This is a genomic window from Croceivirga sp. ABH4_376, assembly GCF_056160685.1.
On the sequence record NZ_JBSWXQ010000004.1, the window covers coordinates 266,377 to 281,515 of the forward strand.

The following is a 15,139-nucleotide window of genomic DNA, read 5'->3' on the forward strand; positions in this document are numbered from 1 at the left end:
AATCTTTCAACTAAAGATGAAAAATATTATTTAATTGATATGTTTTGCTTCATTGTCTCAACAATATTATATGCCGCTGGGCAAATGGCTACATTTTTAAGGGTGAGGTTATTTATCTGATGAAATTTTTTACGGTCGGTATGGGGGTACTCCCTACATGCTTTGGGCCGCACATCATAGATGGAGCAATAATTATCCGCACCCAGAAAAACACAAGGCACATTCTGTAAAACAAAATCATTATCCTCATCTAAACGCAAATAGGTATCTATAAATTGAGATGGTTTTAAGCGTAGTTTTTTCGCAATTCGTTCTATATCCGCATTGGTAAAGAGGGGGCCTGTGGTTTTACAACAGTTAGCACAGGTTAAACAATCTGTTTGCCTAAACTCTTTCTCGTGCAAGTCTGCCATTAAATAATCCAAGTTTTTTGGCGGCTTCTTTTTTAATTTGGCCAAAAACTTTTTGTTCTCCTGATGTTTTTGACTTGCCTTTTTCGGCAAATCTTTCAAAAAGTCTTCCATTATTCTTTCAACAACAACACCGCGGTCTGGTACAAATCCTTGCTCCAATATTCAGAAACTGCTTCAATTTCTTGGATTAGTTGAGCTTTTTTGGTGTTTAATTTCTGACCAACTTCAGAATAAAAAAAATCTTGTACTGTTATCCGCTGTTCTTCAGAAAGTCCACTCTTGTCTTTAATCAGTTGCTTACCAGCTTCAGAAGTATAAAAATCACTCATAGCATTTAACTCTGCCTCAGTAAAATTTTGCAAATATACGGGCACTAATAAATCTTTAATTTCCAATAGGGCCTTTGGTTTGTTTCGTTCTAAAAACAACCAACCATTGGCATTTGCTTCAGACCTAGGATATTGTTTTTCCATAAGTAAAAGTAATTGGCCATAGGCATCTGAATATTGTTTCATGGTTCCATTGGCCTCTAAATAAGCCCCTACTTTTTGGGTTAAACCGGAATCTTGGGCATTAATTGAAGTTCCTATTAGTAAACTAAAAAAGAGGAATACTATACCTTTGACATTTTTCATTGCGATAATCCTTAATCTAGAGGTGCAAAATACAAATAAATATATGGTAGACGTTATGGGCATTGCCCTATTAGAACATTTGGCACAAAAAAGTAAGGAATATATAACCACCCATTCTACCTTAGAAGAAAATGGAACCTTACCATTAGACTATTTATTTAGGGACTTCTCCCAAATGCCCAAATTAGAACAACATGCCTTAAGCTTGTGTAGGGGTTCTGTTTTAGATATTGGTTGTGGCGCGGGGAGCCATAGTTTGTATTTACAAAATAAAGGATTAGAAGTAACTGCCTTGGACAAATCCAATGGCGCAATTGAGGTTTGCAAAAAAAGAGGACTACAATCAGCCATTTGCACCAATATTTTGGATTATGATGAAGAAAAGTTTGATACGCTATTGCTCTTAATGAACGGCATTGGAATTGCGGGTACCCTAGACCAATTACCTATTTACCTGAACCATTTTAAAACCTTGCTACAACCTAAGGGACAAATTTTGTTAGATAGCAGCAATATTATTTACATGTTTGATGCAGATGAGGACGGAGGCTATTGGGTTCCTGGAGATACGGATTATTATGGAGAAGTAAACTTTACCATGGAATATAAAACATACAAGAGCGATACTTTCCCTTGGCTCTATGTAGATTTTGATACCTTAGAAAGAGCTGCCTTATATTGTGGACTTGCTTGTGAAAAAATTATGGAAGGAGAACATTATGATTATTTGGCAAAACTTAGCTTTAACAAGTAATAATAGACAGCCTTTTTCGACGTTTATTAAAGATAAACTTTTGCTATGAAACGTTTTTTTCTAATTACTTTTTTGGGTATTGCCATTTTATTGACCAATTGCTCCAAAGACAACACAGATGATAACGGAACCAACAACTCCGAAACTGAAAATGAAGTTGAAAATGTAGATAAGAGTGGAAATTTATTGCCTACCGGAGCTTCTGCAAACGATTTGTTGACGAATACAAATTTTGAAAATTTACTAATAGAGATTGCTTATGTTACAGGGTACCGCCCTACCTCTGAGGCAATGGACAATTTTACCGCCTTTTTAAGACAGCACACGTTTAAGCAAAATATCACTATTAACTACCTAGAGTTGCCCTCCCCAGAAGAAGAAACCTTAGAGTTACAAGAAATTGGAGATTTAGAAATAGAAAACCGGACCGCTTATAATACAGACAACACCTTAGCTGTTTACATATATTTTGCAGATGCACCTTCTGATGGTGATGATTCTGATGAAGGTTTGGTTACACTGGGCGCCGTATACCGCAACACCTCTATGGTTATTTATGAGGAAACCATTAGGAGCCTTGCCGGTAGAAGTGTTCTAATTACCAATGAAGATGTAGAAACCGCAACCTTAAACCATGAATTTGGACACCTTTTTGGTTTGGTAGATTTAAGCGGAACACAAAATGGTGAAGAAATTACCTATACGCCCATGGTTAATGAGCATGAAGATCCTGAGGCAGCAGATCATTGTTCCGTAGAAGGATGCTTAATGCGTGCGGAACTTCAATTTAACACGAACTTTAAAGGAGAAACGAATCTTGACAAAAATGGTATGCGCAGCGCCTGTTCACTTTCTGGCGAAAGCATGCTTAGCTTATTAAATACCCAAGCAGGACAAAGTGCTAGGGTACCCGGTTTGGATGCCGAGTGTATTTTAGATTTACAAAATAACGGTGGCCGTTAAACGGCATTACGGAATGTTTAAATATTTGTGTGTCTGTAAAGAAACTTTCCATTGCGGATTGGCCATAACGTAATCTACGATCATTGGAACTACTTTATCTCGCACACTCCATTCTGGCTGCAAGTATAGTATACAATCTTTATTCACTTTTTTAGCCTGCTCTTCGGCGAAAATTAAATCGTGTTTGTTGTAAACGATTACTTTTAACTCATTTGCTTTTTCATACACTTCCGGAACAGGCAATTTCATTTTCTTGGGAGAAAGGCAAATCCAGTCCCATACGCCTGTTAACGTATAGGCCCCAGAAGTTTCTATATGCGTCTTTAGCCCCTTGGCTATTAGACCTTGGGTCAATGGCCCCATATCCCAAGTAAGCGGTTCTCCTCCTGTAATCACAATTGTATCAGAATAGCTGGCCGCATTGTTTATAATTTTTTCTATTGCCGTTGGCGGATGCGTTTCTGCATTCCAACTTTCTTTAACATCACACCAATGACAACCCACGTCACAACCCCCTACCCTAATAAAGTAAGCTGCAGTTCCCTTAAAATATCCTTCTCCTTGAATGGTGTAAAATTCTTCCATTAAGGGTAACATCTGCCCTTTTTCCACCAAATCCATAACATCCTGTAAAACCATTTTGCAAAGATAATATTACTTAACGGCAATCACATCAATTTCTATGGCCGCGTTTCTGGCCAAACCAGATGCCGCAAAGGTGGTCCGTGCCGGTTTGTGTGTAAAATAAGTAGTGTACACCTCATTAAAAGTGGTAAAATCGTCCATTGAACTTAAGATAACCGTGCATTTAACCACGTTATCTAAATTCATATCATGTTGCTTTAAAACAGATGCTATATTAGCAATTGCTTGGTGGGTTTCTGCAACAATTCCGCCCTTTACCAACGTACGGGTGGTATGGTCCATTCCAATTTGCCCAGCTAGAAAATACAAATTACCGGCTTGTACTACATCGCTAAAAGGCGCATTTTGTTTTTTTACTTCGTGGGATGGGTGAAACGTAACGGGTGTTTTATCTTGTGAACGAGCGGAAAATGAAAATAAGATAACGGTTAAAATCACCATTCCGAAGTTTTTAGTATTCAGTTGCATAGGCCTTATGTTAATTAATTTGCTTTTAGACTTCACCTAATTTACCCTATTTTTATCGCAAAGTTATTCCAATGGACAAGAAAGCATCATTTTTAGCAGAAATAGAAAAAGGATATAGCATGAAGGGCGAATCCATTATCATGGGAGGCGCTATGCTAGATGGGGAAACACAAAAAGATGCTTTCGTAAAAATTCCATTAAAAACCTTAAATAGACATGGGTTAATTGCCGGTGCCACCGGAACCGGTAAAACCAAAACATTACAGGTTCTTGCAGAAAACCTTTCTGAACAGGGAGTTCCGGTACTTTTAATGGACTTAAAAGGAGATTTGAGTGGAATTGCCCAACCAAGCGAAGGCCACGCTAAAATTGACGAAAGACACGAGGCTATTGGCATACCTTTTAACGCAAAAGGCTTTCCGGTAGAAATTTTGTCCCTCTCAGAACAAGATGGTGTACGCTTAAGAGCAACTGTATCTGAATTTGGTCCCGTGCTCTTGTCTAGAATATTGGATTTAACCACTACCCAAGAAGGCATTATGGCGGTTGTCTTTAAATATTGTGACGACCAAAAAATGCCATTGTTAGATTTAGAAGACTTAAAAAAGGTTTTGCAATATGCCACTGGCGCGGGTAAAAAGGAATTCCAAGAAGCTTATGGTAGAATATCTACTAGTTCTACCGGAACCATTTTAAGAAAAATCATAGAATTAGAACAGCAAGGTGCTGAATTGTTCTTTGGGGAGAAATCTTTTGAAGTTGATGATTTAACACGTATTGACGAAAATGGTAATGGGTATATAAACATTATTAGATTAACAGATATACAAGATAAGCCTAAGTTATTCTCTACTTTTATGCTAAGCCTGCTGGCAGAAATTTATGCCACGTTTCCTGAGCAAGGAGATAGTGACAGGCCAGAATTGGTACTTTTTATAGACGAAGCGCATCTAATATTTGACAACGCCTCTAAAGCTCTATTGGACCAGATAGAAAGCATTGTTAAACTAATACGCTCTAAAGGCATAGGTCTTTTCTTTGTTACCCAAAACCCAACAGATATTCCAGACGATGTATTGGCGCAGTTGGGCTTAAAAGTACAGCACGCCTTAAGGGCTTTTACTGCTAAAGATAGAAAAGCCATTAAACTTACTGCCCAAAACTATCCGGATACTGAGTTTTATGATACCGAAGAAGTACTAACAAGTTTAGGAATTGGAGAAGCGCTTATTTCTGCCTTAGATGAAAAAGGTAGGCCTACCCCATTAGCGGCTACTTTGTTACGGGCCCCAATGAGTAGAATGGACGTGCTTACTTCTAAGGAATTAAAAAGTTTGTTGGATAAATCCCAACTAATAAAAAAATATAATGAAGAGATTGATAGGGAAAGTGCCTATGAAATTTTAAACGAAAAAATAGAAAAGGCAGAACAAGAAGCCAAAAAAGAAAAAGAACAAAAAAGTACCTCTAGAAGAAGAAGTACCAGTAGTAGAAGTACCAGAATGAACCCCGTGGTAAAAGTGTTGACCAGCGCAACATTTATTAGAGGTGTTTTAGGAGTTCTTAAAAAAGTAATACGTTAAGCAATAAACAATGAAGAAATTACTGGGTATGGTAGGTTTGCTTGCCATAATAGGTTGTACGGAAAAAGATACCACCTTCTTAATAAGCAATGAAAAAATTGGCAAACTAGACCAAATAAGTTTGGTTAGGGACCTAGATTTAATTTATGCGGACGATTCTATAGTTAAAGACACTTTTTCTACAAGACTAGATGGTGCCAACCGCAAAGTAAAGGTGTTTGAAAAAGGTGGAAAACACCTGCTAACACTAACCCCAACTGACGATAGCATACCAAAAATCGAGAACGTTCAGATTATGGACCCGCGTTTTATGACAGAAGACGGTATTGGCCTAAACAGTACGTTTAAAGATATTCAAGAGCAGTACACCATAAAAAAAATAGTAACCGCTTTGAACAATATTGTCATCTTTGTTAATGAGACCAATTTGTATTTTACAATAGATAAAGAGCAGTTACCGGAAAATTTAAGATATAGCAAAGGAAACGTAGAAGCAGTACAAATTCCTGATGATGCAAAAATTAAATTTTTAATGCTGGGCTGGGATTAAACTACAATGCCTGTTAGGAATAGCAATTAATAGCCCACTTTGGCTAGAAATATTTTAATGAAGAAAACACTAGAAAAAATAGTTCCTAAACTATACGGTAAGTGGTTGAATTTAATAGCCTTTTTCTCTCCAAGAACAGCTGCTAAAATAGGTTTTGATATTTTTTGCACCATTAGAAAGGGAAGGGTTAAACCAGAGCAAGCTTCCTTTTTAGATGCTGCAAAGCATTCCGTGGAGCATATAGGTGAACAACAGATACAGACCTATAAATGGAAAGGAACAAAAGAAACAGTATTACTATTACACGGTTGGGAAAGCAACACCTATAGATGGCGCAATTTAATTGCCAAATTAAGAGAACACAACTTTAATATTATTGCGTTTGACGCCCCCGCACACGGCCATTCTACGGGCAAAATGCTCCATGTTCCGTTGTATGCAGCTTCTACCAGGTATATATTGGACAAATTTAATCCAGATTACGTGGTTGCCCATTCTATGGGAGGAATGACCATACTTTTTGACCATTTTTTAAATCCGAAAGATCACGTTAAAAAAATAGTTACCATTGGTTCTCCTTGCGACTTTGAAAGTTTTATGCACCACTACCAAGCCATTTTAAAATTCAATGGCAAAGTTTGGAAAGCCATGGACCAACGCTTAAAACGTGTTTTTGGTTATCACATAAACGAATTTAAAAGTTCTCTATTTGTAGCCAATAATAAAGTGCCAGGTCTACTTTTTCATGATGTAGAAGACAAACAAGTATTGCATACCGAATCTATCAAGGTACATGAAAGTTGGAAGAATAGCAGATTGGTACTTACCACAGGACTAGGGCACTCCATGCATCAAGAAGAAGTAAATGAGGAAATCATAACTTTTTTGGAGTCAAACTAGAAGTTAATTTTCAAGTAAATTGAAAATTAAAAATGGCAAAGGAAGAAAGACCTCAAATAGAAAATGAAGAACAATATGAAGCCTTAAAAGAAAAAGGTTATAGCAAAGAGAAAGCCGCCCGGATAGCCAATACCAACAATGCTGGCAAAAAGGGAGGAAAAGCCACCACCTATGAAAATCGTACCAAAGAAGAGCTGTACGAACAGGCCAAAAAAGCAGGTATTGAGGGACGGTCTAAAATGGACAAAAAAGAACTTATTAAGGCTCTACGAAACAATTAATTGAAGCTTTTGTTTTTGCACTTAATGGTATTGCTTAATTTTAGTAAAAACTAGAACAAATGGCCCATAAATTAACTCCGTTCCACGTTGCAATACCTGTTCATAATTTAGCAGAATGCCGTAAGTTTTATAAAGATACGTTGGGTTTTGAAGAAGGTAGAAGTAGTGACCAATGGGTCGACTTCAATATTTTTGGTCATCAAGTGGTTATTCACTATAAACCAAAATCTAAAGAGGAATTACATACCAACCCTGTAGATGGTAAAGCTGTTCCAGTACCACATTACGGAGTTGTATTGGAATGGGAAACATTTGAAGCTTTTTCCAAAAAACTTACGGACAAGGGCGTAGAATTTGTAATAGCACCTTACATAAGATTTAAAGGGTTACCAGGAGAACAAGCAACAATGTTTTTTTTAGATCCCGCAGGCAATGCCTTAGAATTTAAAGCCTTTAAAGATATGAATCAATTATTTGCCAAATAATTTAGTTCTCTAAGAAGGTCTGTACAGCTAAAACAGTATTATCTAAGTAATCTATTAATTTTAAGATGTCTTGTTTCATTTCTGGATAGTTACCTTTGGCGATTTTATTTTCAACAGATTTGAATTTTACCCTACCAATTTCAAAGCCTAAAGAACCATAAGTTCCGGCAAAGAAATGAACACGTTGTTCTATTTCTTTAAAATTGTTAGTGCTTAAAGCTTCTTGCAATTCTAGAATTCCTTCCGGAGCAGATTTTAAAAATACCGCACCAACTTCATGTACAAAATCCTTACTATAGTTGGTTGCCATTTCATGTAACACAGCACTAAAATCATCAACTTCAGAAGATGAAGCTTCCTCGTTAGTAATATATTTGAAAAGAGTTTCTATTAGCTCTTTTTCAGTATATGGCTTTGCTACATAGTCATCCATACCAATTGCAAGGCATTTTTCCTTTTCCCCTACTAAAGAGTGCGCAGAGCAACCAATGATAGGAATTTTTGAGCCTAACCTTTCTCGAATAAGCCTTGTGGCCTCAAAACCGTCCATGATTGGCATCTGTAAATCCATAAAAATGGCATCGTAGTTATTTTTTATGGCCATCTTAACACCCTTCTTTCCGTTATTGGCTATATCTGGAAACATACCCCAGATGTTTAGATAATTTTTAATCAGTAATTGGTTATTGGGATTATCTTCTACAACTAAGATTTTTTTACCTGTTAAATCTTTACTTAGGTTCTGATCAAGTATTTCTATAGAATTTTTGGCCTCGTCAGAGTCCGCGATAGCAAATGGTAATTTAATTTCAAATTCAGAGCCAACACCTAACTCACTTTTTAAGGTAATGTCTCCACCCAAGAGATTCACAAGCATTTTTACAATACTTAAACCTAATCCCGTGCCACCATAAAGCCTAGTTGTACTGCTAGTAGACTGGGTAAAACGCTCAAATACGTAGTCTTGTTTTTCTGGCGCAATACCTATACCAGTATCACATACAGTTATGGACACCAAAGCCTCTTCTTCGTTTATTGCTTCTAAATACGTCCTCATTTCTACCCTACCTTTATGGGTAAATTTAATGGCATTACTTAGCAGGTTAACCAAAATTTGCATTAAACGTGTTTCATCACTTTTAACATACTTGGGTACGTCTTCATCAAAACTGGTAATGAACTTTAAACCTTTTTCTTTTGCAATTGGCCCTTGCAACTTTCCTACATGGGCAACTATCTTTCTTAAATCGATAGCCTTATCTTCTACCTGTAATTTGCCACTTTCTAATTTGGAAAAATCCAAAATATCATTTACTATGACCTTTAAATTTTGTGCCGAGGTATATATGGTATCTAAGTAATCTTTTTGTTTTGCGTTTAGTGGGGTTTTATTAATAAGGTCATTAAAACCAATTATAGCATTTAATGGGGTTCTAATTTCATGACTCATGTTTGACAAAAATTCATCTTTTGCCAAAGCAAGTCTTTCTGCCTCTATCCTTTTTCTGCGTAACGCAACCATATTCATTGCAGTATTAGCTATGGTTGTCAGTGTTCGTCTCTGGTGCTCGGTAATCTTTTTTTCCTCCTGGTCTATGGCACAAATAGTACCTATTGCGTAACCTTGATCATCTTTTAACGGGGCACCAGCATAAAACTTAATTTTTAAGCCATCTGTTACCAAGGGATTTTCTTTAAAACGTTCATCTTTGGTAGCATCTTGCACCTCCATTACCTCGTCTCCCATTATAGCATATTGACAAAATGATATATCCCTAGGAGTTTCCGTAGCATCCAAGCCCTGTTTGGATTTAAACCATTGTCGGTTTTCTCCCACTAAGCTCATAAGACAAATAGGCACGTCCAATACTTGTGCCGCTAATTGGGTTAATTCATCAAACATGGCTTCATCTTCAGAGTCCATGATTTCATAATAATCCAATTGTGCTAAGCGTCCAGTCTCATTATGTGGAATAGGCAAGGATTTCTCCTTAAGAATTTCTTCTTGCATTATGTAGGTTTTTTCTTATAACTCGAAGAAAAGAAAAATATTGCAGAAGGCATGATTAATTAACACCTAACACCATAAAATGGTTGTTTAGGTACACACCAAGCGTTATTCAACGAAAGAAGTGGTTTTAATATACGTTTTAATTAGCCTAGACGTTATACCCACATTAACCTACTGCTTATGAGTACCATACTACTATTACTAACCATTATTTTTTCAATATTGGCCATTTGTAGTGGCCTTTCCAAGACCTTACATGAAAGTAAAATTACTACTAAAGAAGAGGAGCATTAAAAACGTCTACTGTTGTCTTTTTCTTGCTAATAAGGTGTTTTGTAGCAACATGGCGATAGTCATTGGCCCAACACCTCCTGGAACAGGGGTAATGTAAGATGCTTTTGGTGCAACTTCCTTAAAATCTACATCGCCAGTAATGTAGTATCCCTTTTCAGAACTATCTGGAACACGAGTTATACCCACATCTATAACTACCACACCTTCTTTAACCATATCTGCCTTTAAGAAATCTGGTACGCCAAGAGCAGAAACAATGATGTCTGCATTTTTAGTAAACTCTTTTAAGTTTTTAGTCCTACTATGTGTTAGTGTTACGGTGGCATCTGCGGCCTTCCCTTTTTGACTCATTAAAATACTGATAGGCCTACCCACTATATGGCTTCTACCTATAACCACTGTATGTTTTCCAGATGTATCTACATTATACCTGCGTAGCAACTCCATAATACCAAAAGGCGTTGCCGGTATAAAGGATACCATATCCAAGGCCATACGCCCAAAATTTTCTGGATGAAAACCGTCTACATCTTTACTAGGGTCTACCGCCAATAAAACTTTTTGCTCGTTTATATGCTTTGGAAGTGGCAGCTGAACAATATAACCGTCTATGTCTGGATTAGCATTTAGCGACGCTACTTGCTCTAACAATTTTTCCTCAGAAGTATCTTCTGGTAATTGAATCAATGTAGATTCAAAACCTATTTTTTTACAGGAACGCACTTTACTACCCACGTAAGTTAAGCTAGCCCCATCATTACCTACCAAAACAGCCGCCAAATGAGGCACCTTTTCCCCACGGTCTTTCATTTTAGCTACTTCTACTGCAATTTCTTGTTTAATATCGTTGGATATTTTTTTGCCGTCTAGGATTTCCATAGGTGTGTTTTGTGGGTAATTATTTGTGTTCTCTAGGTTATTAGTTAGCGCATATTTTGCATCATCTGCATCATACGCTTGCCACCGCCGCCCTGCATCATTTTCATCATTTTACTCATCTGGTCAAATTGCTTTAGTAGTTGGTTTACATCTTGTACCGAACGACCACTACCGGCAGCAATACGTTTTTTACGACTTGAGTTTAATTTATTGGGGTTTGCGCGCTCGTCTGGCGTCATGGAATGGATAATAGCCTCTATATGCTTAAAAGCATCATCATCTATATCTATACCTTTTAAGGCTTTTCCCATTCCGGGTATCATGCCCATAAGGTCCTTCATATTACCCATTTTCTTTATCTGCTGTATCTGCGATAAGAAATCGTCAAAGCCAAACTTATTTTTGGCTATTTTTTTCTGGATTTTACGGGCCTGTTCCTCATCAAACTGCTCTTGCGCACGTTCTACAAGAGACACTACATCTCCCATACCCAAAATCCTATCTGCCATTCTAGATGGGTAGAACACATCTATAGCCTCCATCTTTTCTCCCGTACCAATAAATTTGATAGGCTTGTTTACAACAGACTTAATAGATATTGCCGCACCACCACGAGTATCACCATCTAACTTGGTGAGGATAACCCCGTCAAAATTTAATACATCGTTAAACGCTTTGGCCGTATTAACCGCATCTTGACCCGTCATGGAATCTACCACAAACAAGGTCTCTTGAGGTTGTATTGCTTTATGGATGTTAGAAATTTCATCCATCATTTCTTGATCCACGGCTAAACGACCCGCCGTATCTATAATAACCACGTTACACCCTAGGGTCTTAGCGTGGGCAATACCTGCTTGTGCAATTGCCACAGGATTAGTATTACCCCTATCGGAATATACCTCTACCCCTATTTGCTCACCAACCACATGTAACTGGTCTATTGCCGCCGGGCGGTAAACATCACAAGCAACCAATAACGGTTTCTTGGTCTTCTTATTTTTTAAAAAATTGGCCAGTTTACCAGAAAAGGTGGTTTTACCTGAACCCTGCAAACCAGACATTAAAATAACAGATGGATTTCCAGAAAGGTCTACTCCTTCCGCATCGCCACCCATAAGCTGGGTAAGCTCATCTTTTACAATTTTGACCATTAATTGGCCTGGTTGCAAAGTAGAAAGTACGTTCTGGCCTAGCGCCTTATCCTTTACCTTATTGGTAAATTCTTTTGCTATTTTAAAATTGACATCCGCATCCAATAATGCGCGTCTTACCTCTTTTAAGGTTTCCGCAACATTTATTTCTGTGATTTTACCGTGCCCTTTTAAATTATGTAAGGCTTTATCTAGTTTTTCACTTAAATTATCGAACATCTGCTTACTACGATTTAATTTTTGAAGAGCACAAATTTAAGAATTACTAATGGATTGGTTATGCCAATATGCGTAGAAACTAATGCATTATCCTCCTAAAAACCCAAATAAAAAAAGAAAAGGACAGCTTTGAGGCAAACTGTCCTTTTCACGATAAAGATTTTTAGTAAAAGTGGTGGGGTTATGCTTTCTTTTCAAAAACTACTACTCTTACCATTCCTTCATCTTCATAAATCAATTTAAATCGTTCTGAACTCAACTCGGTTAGGTACCATGCCTTGGTAAGCAAGTAATACCTTGTTTCATCTATTCCAAGATTAAAGAATACCCTTAAATTACCGTTATAGCCCCTAAAACTTCTCCAAACTCCTGTACGTTGCGGATCATTATTAATACTTACAGCTAATTCATTGTTGGTATCAAAATCAAAATCCAAACTTTCAAATTCTGCTGTCCTATCCGTGTTGTTTTCCAAATATTGTGTAACATTCCACTGACCACCCTGCATTATATTTCTAATTTGAAGAATGTCAGAATCTGCATCTTCAGCACAAACACGAACCAACTCTAATTCATACCCAATTTCTTCTACCTTCAATTTTAAGTAATTGGTTTCTAGCTCGTCTACCGCCCATTCATAATTAAAATCTACTTCTGCCAAAGCACTTAAGGTTAAGGAGAGTTCGCCAGCATTGTTATAGCCTATTACCCATTCGCCAACGGAAGCCATCTCTGCACCAACATCAAATGTCATAGTACCTTCTTGGCTAAAATCAAAAGCGTTACCCAAGTAATTTTCTATTTCTTGATTTTGTGCCTTCATTCCATCAATAATCCATTCGCATTCTACCAATAACGCCATAAAATTATCTTGTGTTGGCAAGGTAAGCTCACAGTCTTTTTCTAGTACAACATAAGCACCATCTTCATTCATTAATTTTACGCGTCCGTCTCCACAGTCTACTACATTCCACGCGCCAAGCATATTTTCTAGTTCCGCTGATAATAGTGCGTTAAATCGAATTTGGCCCGTAGTGGTTACCTCCCAATTACCCTCATCTACAAAAGCACCAGCTTCTGTGTATGCATGTATATTAAAATTTGAAAAGTTTATAATGCCATCAAAATCCGTATCCCAGCTAGCATCCGCAATTTCCCAATTGCATGTTCCCAATACCTCAGCTACGGCGTTTACATCACAATTATTTTCACCGGAACAATTGCGCTCCAACACTATTTTATTATCATTGTCCGAATAGAACTTTATTAAACCATCTTCTAACTCATATACCCTCCAAGACAAGGAAAAGTCGGTATAGTTGGTAAAGTTCATTACAACCACTGGGCCGTTTTCGGTAAAATCTACAGACCATTCTCCATTTGTAGTATTGCCTGCACCACCGGTAAAAACTACAAGATTGTCTTCTTTAAAATCAAAGCTAGAAGCAAAGTATTGTTCCGTTTGGTTCAGTGCATTTCTTTTAAATTCTTTTAATTTCCAAGGGCAGTCTATTAAGTAACCTATAAACTCATTATCCTCAAAATCATCATCATTATAATCGTCATCATCATCTTCATCGCATTCATCTTTTGCCGCTCTTAAAGTAACCGCAAGCTGGGCATTACTTGTAATTTCTACCGTGGTACCATCATTTTTCTCCAAGGTAATAGGGTAGTCTATACTCACTAGCTCCCCTGCTTCTTTTTCTTTAAAGAACAAACGCATTTCTCTGTCACTGTTTACCGTAACCGAACCGGATTGTTGGTTTTGCACATCAAAAGTAAAAAGCGTTATAGGGTATATAAAATCTATGCACTCAATATCATCGTCCTCACCTCCTTCTATACAATCCGCCGCAAGTTCACGTAGCGCCTCTTTGTTCTCTATTTCTACTTCTGTAAAATCTGATAAAATGATTGTTATTGGGAAAATAAACTCCAATATATCTTCATCATCATCCACCTCATCAAATAATTCCTCTATCACTTTTAGGTCTGCAATAGAATCTATGGTAATTTGTATCCCTGCCACCTCTACGGTATACGGAAATTGAACGGCGATACAGCTACTTCCATCAACAATGTTATCATAAGAACCATCATTGGAACTTGTATTTTCAATAAGTAATGCTGTTGAAGAACCAACCTCAATAGCCGTTTGTTCCTCTTCGCCACCTCCTATTTCTTCAAATTCTTCTTGACAGGAAGTTAAAAACAATACTACCAAGAGTACTGACAGTTGCGAAAGGCTTTTCATAATCTTTTTCATAACGATTTGGTTTTATTGTGTATTTGGTAAGTAAACAACCCAATGCTAAAATACCCTACCCCTAATTCTAACTTTTTTAAAATATATTTGACAGGCTTATAAATTTTGCTGTATGGACAATGTCTGTGAGGAACAACAATACAATACTATTTTTAAGACCAACAGTAAAACGGTCTTTAACTATATCTATTATAAGTTTGGGAATGAAGAAAAGGCTAATGACGCCGTACAAGAAGCCTTTGTTAAGTTATGGGAAAATTGTAGCAAGGTTACCCCAGACAAAGCAAAATCTTATTTGTTTACCGTAGCCAATAATCTGTATTTAAATGTAATCAAGGCAGAAAAAGTGCGCTTAAAACATGCCGATAAGCACAGAAATGAAAGCACAAACGAGTCGCCCGAATTTCTATTGGAAGAACAACAATTGAAAGAAAAGCTGGAGAACGCCTTGGATGCCCTACCCGAAAACCAACGCACCACTTTTTTGTTAAATAGAATTGATGGTAAAAAATATGCCGAGATAGCAGAACTAGAAGGTGTTAGCGTAAAAGCAATTGAAAAGCGTATGCACTTGGCCTTAAAAAGTTTAAGAGATAAGATTGATGGTATTTGATAAGAAGTTAGAACACCAAAATT

The 15,139-nt window shown here is 37.2% G+C and carries 16 protein-coding genes; 8 read left to right on the forward strand and 8 right to left on the reverse strand.

The features are described 5' to 3' along the window. Positions 1-26 precede the first annotated feature (26 nt). Positions 27-524, reverse strand: coding sequence for a YkgJ family cysteine cluster protein (locus tag ACXAGS_RS11390; protein WP_474906857.1), 498 nt, complete (start codon positions 522-524; stop codon positions 27-29). Next, complete coding sequence (locus tag ACXAGS_RS11395) at positions 524-1,048, reverse strand: DUF2059 domain-containing protein (protein ID WP_474906858.1); 525 nt, start codon at positions 1,046-1,048, stop codon at positions 524-526. The genes ACXAGS_RS11390 and ACXAGS_RS11395 overlap by 1 nt, the downstream gene beginning before the upstream one ends. A gap of 43 nt (positions 1,049-1,091) precedes the next feature. Between ACXAGS_RS11395 and ACXAGS_RS11400 the strand changes: the two genes are divergently transcribed. Together ACXAGS_RS11400 and ACXAGS_RS11405 are read left to right on the forward strand one after the other, a co-directional pair. Then, positions 1,092-1,802 carry a class I SAM-dependent methyltransferase gene (locus ACXAGS_RS11400; RefSeq protein WP_474906859.1) on the forward strand — a complete coding sequence of 237 codons (711 nt, stop codon included), beginning with the start codon at positions 1,092-1,094 and terminating at the stop codon, positions 1,800-1,802. 45 nt (positions 1,803-1,847) lie between these two features. Further along, on the forward strand, positions 1,848-2,765 hold the full coding sequence (locus tag ACXAGS_RS11405) for a hypothetical protein (RefSeq protein ID WP_474906861.1): 918 nt from the start codon (positions 1,848-1,850) through the stop codon (positions 2,763-2,765). A gap of 6 nt (positions 2,766-2,771) precedes the next feature. Here the strand turns inward: ACXAGS_RS11405 and ACXAGS_RS11410 are convergent, their stop codons facing one another. Together ACXAGS_RS11410 and ACXAGS_RS11415 are read right to left on the reverse strand one after the other, a co-directional pair. Next, positions 2,772-3,386: a 7-carboxy-7-deazaguanine synthase QueE gene (locus ACXAGS_RS11410; protein WP_474906863.1), complete on the reverse strand. Its 615-nt coding sequence runs from the start codon at positions 3,384-3,386 to the stop codon at positions 2,772-2,774. A gap of 33 nt (positions 3,387-3,419) precedes the next feature. After that, entirely contained in the window at positions 3,420-3,878 is a 459-nt protein-coding gene (locus ACXAGS_RS11415) for a RidA family protein (protein WP_474906865.1), read from the reverse strand. 71 nt (positions 3,879-3,949) lie between these two features. On the opposite strand from ACXAGS_RS11415, the gene ACXAGS_RS11420 reads away from it, so the two are divergent. Genes ACXAGS_RS11420 through ACXAGS_RS11440 form a run of 5 tightly spaced genes read left to right on the forward strand, consistent with a single transcriptional unit; the run spans position 3,950 to position 7,677 of the window. Beyond that, positions 3,950-5,461: a helicase HerA-like domain-containing protein gene (locus ACXAGS_RS11420; protein WP_474906866.1), complete on the forward strand. Its 1,512-nt coding sequence runs from the start codon at positions 3,950-3,952 to the stop codon at positions 5,459-5,461. Positions 5,462-5,471: 10 nt separating this feature from the next. Further along, on the forward strand, positions 5,472-6,011 hold the full coding sequence (locus tag ACXAGS_RS11425; RefSeq protein ID WP_474906868.1) for a hypothetical protein: 540 nt from the start codon (positions 5,472-5,474) through the stop codon (positions 6,009-6,011). A 57-nt stretch (positions 6,012-6,068) separates the two neighbouring features. Further along, on the forward strand, positions 6,069-6,911 hold the full coding sequence (locus ACXAGS_RS11430; protein WP_474906869.1) for an alpha/beta fold hydrolase: 843 nt from the start codon (positions 6,069-6,071) through the stop codon (positions 6,909-6,911). Positions 6,912-6,943: 32 nt separating this feature from the next. Beyond that, positions 6,944-7,192 (forward strand): DUF7218 family protein, encoded by a 249-nt coding sequence (locus tag ACXAGS_RS11435; protein ID WP_474906871.1) that lies wholly within the window; start codon positions 6,944-6,946, stop codon positions 7,190-7,192. Between the two features lie 59 nt (positions 7,193-7,251). After that, on the forward strand, positions 7,252-7,677 hold the full coding sequence (locus tag ACXAGS_RS11440; protein ID WP_474906873.1) for a VOC family protein: 426 nt from the start codon (positions 7,252-7,254) through the stop codon (positions 7,675-7,677). A gap of 1 nt (position 7,678) precedes the next feature. On the opposite strand, the gene ACXAGS_RS11445 is transcribed toward ACXAGS_RS11440, so the two are convergent. The 4 genes from ACXAGS_RS11445 to ACXAGS_RS11460 all read right to left on the reverse strand — a co-directional run bounded on the left by ACXAGS_RS11445 (position 7,679) and on the right by ACXAGS_RS11460 (position 14,503). Further along, complete coding sequence (locus ACXAGS_RS11445; RefSeq protein ID WP_474906875.1) at positions 7,679-9,688, reverse strand: ATP-binding protein; 2,010 nt, start codon at positions 9,686-9,688, stop codon at positions 7,679-7,681. 300 nt (positions 9,689-9,988) lie between these two features. After that, positions 9,989-10,861 carry a bifunctional 5,10-methylenetetrahydrofolate dehydrogenase/5,10-methenyltetrahydrofolate cyclohydrolase gene (locus ACXAGS_RS11450; protein ID WP_474906877.1) on the reverse strand — a complete coding sequence of 291 codons (873 nt, stop codon included), beginning with the start codon at positions 10,859-10,861 and terminating at the stop codon, positions 9,989-9,991. A gap of 44 nt (positions 10,862-10,905) precedes the next feature. Further along, a complete protein-coding gene (gene ffh, locus ACXAGS_RS11455; protein ID WP_474906878.1) occupies positions 10,906-12,234 on the reverse strand; it encodes a signal recognition particle protein in 1,329 nt (442 codons plus the stop codon). 181 nt (positions 12,235-12,415) lie between these two features. Next, positions 12,416-14,503, reverse strand: coding sequence for a hypothetical protein (locus tag ACXAGS_RS11460; protein WP_474906880.1), 2,088 nt, complete (start codon positions 14,501-14,503; stop codon positions 12,416-12,418). A 112-nt stretch (positions 14,504-14,615) separates the two neighbouring features. Between ACXAGS_RS11460 and ACXAGS_RS11465 the strand changes: the two genes are divergently transcribed. Further along, positions 14,616-15,116 (forward strand): RNA polymerase sigma factor, encoded by a 501-nt coding sequence (locus ACXAGS_RS11465; RefSeq protein WP_474906882.1) that lies wholly within the window; start codon positions 14,616-14,618, stop codon positions 15,114-15,116. Positions 15,117-15,139: the final 23 nt, after the last annotated feature.

Bases quoted from the DNA above. Each gene is read 5' to 3' on its own strand.
- ACXAGS_RS11415 (WP_474906865.1), bottom strand. From the start codon at position 3,878: ATGCAACTGAATACTAAAAACTTCGGAATGGTGATTTTAACCGTTATC.
- ACXAGS_RS11435 (WP_474906871.1), top strand. From the start codon at position 6,944: ATGGCAAAGGAAGAAAGACCTCAAATAGAAAATGAAGAACAATATGAA.
- ACXAGS_RS11460 (WP_474906880.1), bottom strand. From the start codon at position 14,503: ATGAAAAAGATTATGAAAAGCCTTTCGCAACTGTCAGTACTCTTGGTA.
- ACXAGS_RS11440 (WP_474906873.1), top strand. From the start codon at position 7,252: ATGGCCCATAAATTAACTCCGTTCCACGTTGCAATACCTGTTCATAAT.
- ACXAGS_RS11410 (WP_474906863.1), bottom strand. From the start codon at position 3,386: ATGGATTTGGTGGAAAAAGGGCAGATGTTACCCTTAATGGAAGAATTT.
- ACXAGS_RS11465 (WP_474906882.1), top strand. From the start codon at position 14,616: ATGGACAATGTCTGTGAGGAACAACAATACAATACTATTTTTAAGACC.
- ACXAGS_RS11430 (WP_474906869.1), top strand. From the start codon at position 6,069: ATGAAGAAAACACTAGAAAAAATAGTTCCTAAACTATACGGTAAGTGG.
- ffh (WP_474906878.1), bottom strand. From the start codon at position 12,234: ATGTTCGATAATTTAAGTGAAAAACTAGATAAAGCCTTACATAATTTA.
- ACXAGS_RS11390 (WP_474906857.1), bottom strand. From the start codon at position 524: ATGGAAGACTTTTTGAAAGATTTGCCGAAAAAGGCAAGTCAAAAACAT.
- ACXAGS_RS11445 (WP_474906875.1), bottom strand. From the start codon at position 9,688: ATGCAAGAAGAAATTCTTAAGGAGAAATCCTTGCCTATTCCACATAAT.
- ACXAGS_RS11450 (WP_474906877.1), bottom strand. From the start codon at position 10,861: ATGGAAATCCTAGACGGCAAAAAAATATCCAACGATATTAAACAAGAA.
- ACXAGS_RS11420 (WP_474906866.1), top strand. From the start codon at position 3,950: ATGGACAAGAAAGCATCATTTTTAGCAGAAATAGAAAAAGGATATAGC.
- ACXAGS_RS11400 (WP_474906859.1), top strand. From the start codon at position 1,092: ATGGTAGACGTTATGGGCATTGCCCTATTAGAACATTTGGCACAAAAA.
- ACXAGS_RS11395 (WP_474906858.1), bottom strand. From the start codon at position 1,048: ATGAAAAATGTCAAAGGTATAGTATTCCTCTTTTTTAGTTTACTAATA.
- ACXAGS_RS11405 (WP_474906861.1), top strand. From the start codon at position 1,848: ATGAAACGTTTTTTTCTAATTACTTTTTTGGGTATTGCCATTTTATTG.
- ACXAGS_RS11425 (WP_474906868.1), top strand. From the start codon at position 5,472: ATGAAGAAATTACTGGGTATGGTAGGTTTGCTTGCCATAATAGGTTGT.